General features: G+C 47.3%; 1 protein-coding gene. It reads left to right on the top strand.

From position 1 onward, the window contains the following. Window positions 1-7 precede the first annotated feature (7 nt). The coding region (locus FJR04_RS25880) for a cadherin-like domain-containing protein (protein WP_371717631.1) at window positions 8-783 on the top strand (776 nt) is incomplete at its 3' end.

Below are 783 nucleotides of genomic sequence, written 5' to 3'. Positions count from 1 at the left end.
CTCAGTTGTGAACTTGACTGCTGATAATGGTGTATTGGTAGACAACGGTGATGGGACTTATACCTTCACCCCAACTGCTAACTTTAATGGTGCAGTTAATCTTTCCTACGATGTCACTGATGGTACAGATACCTTAACTGGACAAACTCAGACTTTCTCTGTCACCCCAGTTAATGATGCACCCACAGGTTCACCCACAGCCATTTTAAGCAACACTGCTGAAGATACACCCATTATTATCAATGCCTCTGACTTGTTGGCAGGTTTCAGCGATGTAGAAGGTGGCACTTTATCGGTAGTTAATAATGGTCCATTTCGCGTAACTGCCACCAACGGTACAGTGGTAAATAACGGGAATGGGACTTATACCTTCACCCCAAATCTTAACTTTAATGGTGCTGCCACCCTTCGCTACGCTGTGACTGATGGTCAAGGTTTCGTTAGAGGAACTCAGACTTTCTCTGTGACTGCGGTTAATGATGCCCCCATAGCTACTCCCAAGTTTATCACTCCAATTACCAACCCCTTCGGACTGACGAATGATGGTGCTGTACCAGTAACCACTTTTGCCGATATTGATGGGGATGGGGACTTGGATGCTTTTGTGGGAGATGGTGAAGGCAATACCCGGTTCTATCGCAACACGGGAACTGCGGCTGCTCCCACCTTTACCCAAGAAGCCACTAACCCCTTCGGTTTGACGGATGTGGGAATTGCGGCTGCACCCACCTTAGCCGATATTGATGGGGATGGAGACTTGGATGCTTTTGTAGGGAATAATGC

Source organism: Anabaena sp. UHCC 0204, from assembly GCF_009711975.1.
GTDB lineage: Bacteria > Cyanobacteriota > Cyanobacteriia > Cyanobacteriales > Nostocaceae > Dolichospermum.
This window is presented reverse-complemented; position numbering and strand designations above follow the sequence as displayed.